Source organism: Bradyrhizobium sp. AUGA SZCCT0177 (assembly GCF_018130125.1).
GTDB lineage: Bacteria > Pseudomonadota > Alphaproteobacteria > Rhizobiales > Xanthobacteraceae > Bradyrhizobium.
Genome location: NZ_JAFCMA010000008.1, coordinates 239,364 through 247,478, shown reverse-complemented (window position 1 = coordinate 247,478; position 8,115 = coordinate 239,364). Strand labels below are relative to the sequence as shown.

4 protein-coding genes are annotated in these 8,115 nt (G+C 59.3%); 1 reads left to right on the top strand and 3 read right to left on the bottom strand.

Annotation, left to right across the window (positions count from 1 at the left end; all coding sequences use genetic code 11):
• The first annotated feature begins 21 nt into the window (after nt 1–21).
• Complete coding sequence (locus JQ597_RS38265) at nt 22–3,378, top strand: beta strand repeat-containing protein (protein WP_212264427.1); 3,357 nt, start codon at nt 22–24, stop codon at nt 3,376–3,378.
• A gap of 52 nt (nt 3,379–3,430) precedes the next feature.
• On the opposite strand, the gene JQ597_RS12370 is transcribed toward JQ597_RS38265, so the two are convergent.
• The 3 genes from JQ597_RS12370 to JQ597_RS12360 form a co-directional block, all read right to left on the bottom strand.
• Complete coding sequence (locus tag JQ597_RS12370; protein ID WP_349628814.1) at nt 3,431–4,333, bottom strand: transglutaminase-like cysteine peptidase; 903 nt, start codon at nt 4,331–4,333, stop codon at nt 3,431–3,433.
• A 325-nt stretch (nt 4,334–4,658) separates the two neighbouring features.
• On the bottom strand, nt 4,659–5,909 hold the full coding sequence (locus JQ597_RS12365) for an HlyD family type I secretion periplasmic adaptor subunit (RefSeq protein WP_212264425.1): 1,251 nt from the start codon (nt 5,907–5,909) through the stop codon (nt 4,659–4,661).
• Nucleotides 5,896–8,052 carry a type I secretion system permease/ATPase gene (locus JQ597_RS12360; RefSeq protein ID WP_249147765.1) on the bottom strand — a complete coding sequence of 719 codons (2,157 nt, stop codon included), beginning with the start codon at nt 8,050–8,052 and terminating at the stop codon, nt 5,896–5,898. The genes JQ597_RS12365 and JQ597_RS12360 overlap by 14 nt, the downstream gene beginning before the upstream one ends.
• Nucleotides 8,053–8,115 lie beyond the last annotated feature (63 nt).

Sequence of the window (8,115 nt, the reverse complement as noted above, 5' to 3'; positions counted from 1 at the left end):
TCGGTCACCGACGATGCGGACGTGACCACGATTACGCTGTCCGACGTGTCGGTGGTCGAAGGCACGGCGACGGCGACGATCAATGCGACGGTGTCGAACCCGGTGACGGGTTCGGCGCTGGTGATCACGCTGGACAACGGCGCGACGATCACCATCCCGGTCGGCCAGTCGGCAGGGACCTCGACCGCGTTCGCGGTGGTGCACAACGGCGACGATCCGTACATCGATCCGCAGAGCTACCCGGTCGCGATCCAGGGCACCACCGGCGGCAATTACGAGGCGCTGAACACCACCGATACCGCCACGGTGTCGGTCACCGACGATGCGGACGTGACCACGATTACGCTGTCCGACGTGTCGGTGGTCGAAGGCACGGCGACGGCGACGATCAATGCGACGGTGTCGAACCCGGTGACGGGTTCGGCGCTGGTGATCACGCTGGACAACGGCGCGACGATCACCATCCCGGTCGGCCAGTCGGCAGGGACCTCGACCGCGTTCGCGGTGGTGCACAACGGCGACGATCCGTACATCGATCCGCAGAGCTACCCGGTCGCGATCCAGGGCACCACCGGCGGCAATTACGAGGCGCTGAACACCACCGATACCGCCACGGTGTCCATCACCGACGACAGCGATCCGGTGACGGCGACGCTGACAACGTCCGCCACGACTATATCGGAAAGCGGCGGTTCGATTACCTATACCGTGACATTGACGGGTTCGCCTGGTGCCATTGACCCCGACACCAACCTGGTGTTCGCGCTGGCCAATGGTGAGCAAGTCACCATTGTGGCGGGTGCGACCAGCGGCTCTGCGACCAGGTCTTACACCGATGCGGAAATCACGAACCAGGTCTCGATCGGCAATTCGATCGCCTCGGTGTTCAGCGGTGGCACGGAATACGAGCAACTGCAGACCACCGGGACGACCACGGTTCCCGTCGCTTACTCGCCGGTCGGAAATACGCTCGCCGCGGTAGTTGACGATGAAGGACTTGCGCACGGTCTCGCGGGCGGAACGAACGACAATACAACCACCAATGCCGCCCACCTCAGCGGAACGTTGACCGGCTCGGGAGGCAGTGGGGGGCTCACCTTTGGCTTTGCCAACCTGAATGGCGGGACTGGAACAGTCGGCCAGGAAAACGTCAGCTATGGGTGGTCGGGAAATACGCTCACCGCGACGATTACCTCAGGTGCGCGGTTGGGATCGGTCCTGTTCACAGTCGACGTCACCCCGTCAACAGGAGCCTATACCCTCAACCTGAAGCTTCCCATCATGCAAGCCACCGGGGCCAACGAAAACGATGCGTTGCTTGCACTCCAGTATCGTGTGACGGACAGCGCCAGCAACAATGGCGTTGGTACGCTCAACGTCACGTTCGACGACGACGCGCCCGTCAATTTTGCCGCGCAATCGATGGTGATCGAGAACGGGGCCAATTCGATCGGCAGCGGAGCTCTGAATTTCCACCAGAGCATCGGTGCCGATGGTGGAAGCCTGGTCTTTACCGGTACGAATAACGCGCTGTTGCAGACGACCGGCGCGGTCACCGTGAAATCCGGCGGACAGGATATTCACCTGTTTGGATTTGCCACCGGTGTCTTGACGGGAAAGATAGGCGCCGACGCGCTCGGGAACGGCGGCACTACCGTCTTCACGGTAACCCTGTCGCCCAGCACGGTCGATCAGAACCAGGATGTTTATACCGTGCGATTCTTCCGTCCTCTGGACGATGGTTCCGGCGGCAGCATTACGCCGTCGAATTTCTCGGACCCGTCGTCACAGAATTTCAAGGTGATCGAAGGAGCGTTGAACGACGATATCGTGATTTCCGCGGCTGCTTCGCCACACCCTCGTGTGAACGGAACCAACAGTGGCAGCACCACAAGCTTCGGTGCCGGCGGCACTACCGTCGGTAGCGGTGAACTTCTCAGGTTTGACTTTGCCACAGGTGCGACGGTAGACGGTGGCGGAAACAACAGTATAACTTCGACGCTGGCCCATTATGATGTTAACGGGTTCAGCTTTACGGTCGACACGTCCGGTACGTCGCAGATCCTGTTGCGCGCCTATGATGCCAATTCCGACACCGACTTTAGCAACGATGGGCAGGATACCATCACACAGATCTACAAGAACGGTGTCCTTGTGCCCTTGGGGGCAGCGGCCCCTGGTGGTGGCTACATCATAAGCGCAGCAGACGGCGATCAGATTTCGGTCTTTACCGTAAACGGGTACAATCGAACCGAGGTGATCTATTCGTCGGGCGCGGAATTCGCCGTCGAAAGTGTCGGCTATCTGAAGTTCACGAGTGGCGAGGCCAAGCCGCTCAGCTTTAACGTCACCGCAACCGATGCAGACGGCGACACCTCAACCGGTACGATAGCGGTTACGACCACACCGCTCAGTACAACGATAAATGGAACGGCCTCGCATGACCTTCTGGTTTCCGGAAATGCCGGCGAGATCGTCAATGGCTTGGGTGGCAACGATACTGTCATCGGCGGACTCGGCGCCGACACTCTGGACGGCGGGACTCACAGCGTCGGCGGCGGGGACACGGTCAGCTACCAGAACTCGTCGGCGGGCGTGACTGTCGACCTCACCCTGGTCGGCACAGCACAGACATCGACGGGTGATGCCAGTAGTGACAAGCTCAGCAATTTTGAGAAAGTTATCGGCTCCGGTTTTGCCGATACGATCACCGGCGACGCAAATGCCAATGCCCTGATTGGTCTCGGTGGGAACGATACCTTGAACGGTGGCGGCGGTGATGACATCCTGATCGGTGGGGCAGGTGCCGACACCCTCAACGGTGGGACGCATGGCAGCGGTGGAGACATCGCCAGCTATTCGGGCTCGTCCGCAGGGGTAACAGTCAACCTCAACACCGTTGGAGCGCAAACGTCGCTTGGAGATGCAAGCGGCGATATTCTCATCAACATCGAGAACCTGATCGGCTCCAGTTTCGGGGACGCGCTCATCGGCGATACCAATGCCAATATTTTGACGGGCGGATCAGGTGCCGATTATCTGACCGGTGGCGGAGGAGCCGATCGCTTCCACTACGATTCATCTTTGGAAGGAATCGACCACATCGTTGATTTCACGGCCGGACAGGGCGATGTCTTCGAGATTTCTTCCGCCGGGTTCGGCGGTGGATTGCCGACCAGCGGTGACGCTACTGGCATATTCTCGGCGGACGCGACGAATACCTTCAGTTCCGGCAGTGAACGCCTCCACTTCAACACCGCGACACATGAGTTGTTGTACGATGCGGACGGCAGTGGAGCGGCGAGCGTCGCGGTTACTCTCGCCGTTCTCGACAATGCAGCAACTTTGGCGGCGAACAACATTCAGTTCACCAGCTGAAGGCTGAACTGGGTCTATTCGGAAGGGGCGCGGATGCGCCCCTTTTCTTTGATCACATCAAGAGCATCAGGCCGCCGCCCGACATATTTTCGCTGTCCGGCTCGAAACCCGTCCAGTCGGGCGTCCCTGCGCCAGCCGAGGCCGCCGGTGCGGCTTCCACCTGCCCATCCGGAATCCCGCGCTTCGCATAAGGCGCGGCGAACAGATGCACGCCATGCTGATTAATGGCGAACAGCGGCGTAAAGCTCGAGGCGTCGGAGTCTTCAATCAATGCGGAAAGCCGGTTGTCCAGGATCAGCCAACGGCCGTCGAGACGAGCGGCCAGCACGGCATGATCCTGACGGACGGCGCGGTCGCGAACCAGCACGAGCTGGAGGTCGTTCTGCGAAAATCCCGCCGCGGTCAGTGCAACATATTTGGCAATCGCATAATCCTCGCAGTCGCCTCTCCCGGTCGCAAACGTCGCAAGTGGGGTGCTCCAGCGATCAGCTTCGCCATGCTGGGAATAATCGCTGACATAGCGGATCGCCGCGTTGACGCCGTGATTGGCTTCTTCAAGTTTGTCGCGTCCGGACTTTGAACTGACCGCGCCGATCAACCGTTGGAACTGAGCAGCGTTGGCAGGACAATTTCCGGCATCGTTACGGCATTGATCCAGGACAGCCTGTTCCTTTGCCATGGCGGCTTCGACGCCCCGCCACTTGCGCCAAAGAAGGCCGTCAGGCGCGCGGAACGTGAACAGCCCGAATGGCTCCAGGCCGACGGTCGGCACTTCCTTTACCGCGAGCGGTGCATCCGTCGCGGTATGCGAAGGAGGGAGCGAGGCAAGGCGAACGGCATCAGGTCCGCGGCCGCGCTGACGATCGAGCTTCGCCAGTACGGCGTTGATGCTGAAGAAAGTCGCGGGCGGCCGGTCGGAGCCGGTCATGAAATCGCTGGTTGTGTCGACAACCAACGGTTCATCCGCTGAGAATGAAGGGGAGGCTGCGCAAACGATGGCCGCCACAGTAAGCGCAGCAATCAATACGGACGAGCGAAGCTTCCGCAAATTTAAGTGCGGTATCATGACGTCCCCTGTCCGGAACGTCAGTCAACGTCTTTGCGTCGATCTTCCGCCCCAATCTGTTATCGGGACGCAGCCTGCGCCTTCGCTTCTTATGTGAAGTTAAATATGGGGGCGCTTGGAGAGTAATGTCGAAAAACCGGTCAATCACCGGTTTGTGCGATCGTTCAAAATTGAACAATCGAAGGCAACGATCCGTTAAGCAAACCGCCCTCGCTCAACGTTCGCGCAGGGCGTCGTCGCGCAAGGTACGTGCCGGCTTGAGCAGATAATCCAGAACCGATTTCTCGCCGGTGAGGACTTCGACCGTCGCTATCATGCCGGGAATGATCGGCAGGGAATTCTTGGCAGTTCCGAGATGGTTCTTTTCGGTGCGGACCATCACGCGGTAAAATGTTTCCTGACGCTCCGATTTCTCGGCCTTGTCGTCGACGATGGTGTCAGCGCTTATGCGCTCAACCTTGCCTTTGAGCGAGCCGTAAACGGAAGAATCATAGGCAGAAATCTTGACCACCGCGTCCTGGTTGGGGCGAATGAACGCAATATCCTGCGGCCGAATCCGGCCCTCGACCAGCAAGGAATCGTCCAGCGGAATGATATCCATCACGTTGGCGCCGGGTTGCACCACCGCGCCAAGGGTGGTGACGTTCAATTTGTTAACGATGCCGTGCACTGGAGCCTTGAGGTCTGTACGCCGCACGCGGTCCTGCGCCGATTTGATGTTCTCATCAAGGACGGCCAAATCGCCCTTTGACTTGGCGAGATCCTCGTCGGCTTGTGATCGAAATGAGGTTACTGCAAAGGCGATCTTCGATTGTGACTCGGCAAGCTGCCCCCGCATTTCAGTCGCCTGACGGTCAAGCCGCAGCATTTCGATCTCAGGCACGACCTTCTGTTCGTATAATCGGCGCGTGAGGGTGAGTTCCCGATCGAGCAATTTGAGGGAGCCGCTGAGACGAGTTACCTGCTGATTCAACACATCAACATCCTGCGCCAGCTTTTGTGCGCGCATTTTGAAGACGCTCGCCTCTGTCGCGACGGCAGCGGGTACTACTTGATCAAGCTGATCAGGGAACGTGACTTCGGTTCGTCCTCGTGCTTCCGCTTCGAGGCGCGCCACGCGAGCAGCCATGGCTGCGCGCCGCTCTCTGATTTCGCCGAACTCCGACGCGAATTTGGTGTCGTCGATACGCATCAGGGATTGTCCCTGTTGTACGATCGCCCCTTCCTGCACCAGGATATCGCCTACGATACCACCTTCGAGAGTCTGGACCACCTGAGTCTGGCGCGAGGGCACGACCCGTCCATTGCCGCGCTTGACCTCATCCAGAACGGCAAAATGGGCCCAGACCAGAAAGGTCGTCAGCAAGGCGAGAAAGGTGAACAGGAGCATGCGGGACGTCTGCGGCGTGCGCAGAGCAGCCGCGGCGCGGACGTCGTTGGCAAAGGCAAAGTCAGATGGAGGCATTGGGCTTTTGTACCAAGGTTGCCCTTTGAGTGGGCTGCGGGTTGCCGTCGCCTGCAGGCGCCGTCGGCTGACCTTTGAGGATGGCCAAAACTTTGTCACGTGGCCCATCCGCCACCAGGCGGCCGTTATCGAACAACAACAGACGATCAACCATTCCGAGAAGCGAGAGGCGGTGAGTGGAGATGATGATGGTCATCTGCTCTCCGCGCATTGCTTTCAGTCGCTCCAGGAATTCGGCTTCGCTCCTGATATCGAAATGCGCTGTTGGCTCGTCCAGGAACAGAACGCGCGGCTTTCGGATCAGTACGCGCGCCAGTCCGATAGCCTGCTTTTGTCCGCCAGACAGACTGCGACCACCTTCCGAAATGGGCATATCGTAGCCCATCGGATGGCCGGCGATGAAATTTTCTACCCCCGACAGTCGCGCTGCCGCGAGGACTTCTTCATCGCTCGCCTCGGGCCTGCCCAAAGCAATATTATCGCGCAATTTTCCAAAGAACAGGTCGGTATCCTGCATCGCAAATCCGATGCCGGAGCGAAGATCCGAAGGGTCGTATTGACGCGAATCGACGCCATCGACGAGAATTCGTCCCTCCTGAGCTTCGTAGAAACCGAGCAAAAGGCGCCCGACTGTCGTTTTTCCCGATCCGACACGTCCAATAATGCCGATCCGTTCGCCGGCCTCGATCTTGAACGAGACCTTATCCAGCGCTTTGCCAGGAGCGTTTGGATAGGCGAAGGAGACGTTCTCGAAATTGATGCGGCCTTCGCTGACTTTCCTGGCAACGTAGGCCCGCTGCGGAGACCGTTCGCGCTCCAGCGACATGATGCGGTCGATCGCTTTGAGCGCCGCGAAGGTTTGGGTCCCGCGCGTTATTACCGAGGCAATGCCGGCGATCGGGGACAGGACGCGGCCGGCCAGCATATTGGCCGCGACGAGGGCGCCAACGGTCAGCTTGCCATCGAGGATAAGAAAAACACCGACAACCACCAACAGAAGGCTGGTTATTTGCTGTGCAGCGTTTGCGCTCGTTAAGGTGAGCGATGCCCAGAAATGAACATCCTCGCCCGACCGTGCCGTGGCGGCGACCGACCGCTCCCAGGCCGTCTGCATCCGGGCTTCGGCACCGGTCGCGCGGACCGTTTCCAGGCCGGAAAGCGATTCGACGAGAACGCCGTGGCGCGCAGAGGATTCCGCCTGCAGTCGTTTCATTGCGCGGTCAAGCGGACGCTGCATCGTCAGGCCCAATGCGATCATGATTGGTAACATGATGAGCGGAATCCAGGCTAACGGTCCCGCGACGATGAACAGCACACCGATAAAGAGGAGTGCGAAAATCAAATCGGTTACAGATACCACACTGCCCGAAGTGAAGAACTCGCGCACTGAGTCGAAGTCGCGGAGCTGATTGGCAACGATACCGACCGAGCCGGGACGTTGTGCCAGCTTGATGGCCATCACGTGTTCAAAAATATTCGCAGCGAGCACGACATCTACGGTCTTGCCTGTCACGTCGATCATGCGGCTTCGCACGGCACGAAGTACAAAGTCGAAAACTATCGCGAGGCCAAGCCCGATCGATAGCGCGATGAGCGAAGGGATCGCGCCGTTAGGGATGACCCGATCGTAGACGCTCATCGTGAACAATGGCGTGGCAAGCGCGAGCATGTTGACCAGAAAGGCAGCCAGCGCGATGTGGCCGTAGCTGCGCCAGTACAGCTTGACGACTGACCAGAACCAATGGGTCCGCGGGAGGTCTCCCGCAGCGACTGCGCGTGCGTCAGCTTCAGCTGCCGCCCTGACAAGAAACGCATAACCGGTGTAGTTTGCGATCAGCGAACTAACGCCCGCAATCCGAGGATTGCTCCGATCCAACGCCGGATCGAGAACCTTAACGCTTTGGTTTTTCGCGTCGATCCCGAGGAGGATCAGCGCAGTCCCGTCTTTCATGATCAGAACGGCGGGAAGAACCATTGCAGGAATGTCGAGAATGGCGCGCTTGACCGCCTCAGTTTCCAGGCCGGCACGCCTGGCTGCCCGGTCATACAAGGCAACGGAAAGTCGACCATCAAGTATTGGAAGCCCCCCGAGCAGTGCCTCACGGCTTACTGCGCGACCGTGGTGGGCAGCCAGATAGGTCAGGGAGGCGGCGAGGGGATCGCTTCGGAGCGTGTCTGCGTTGGTCGAAGCAACGACCGTCGCTTC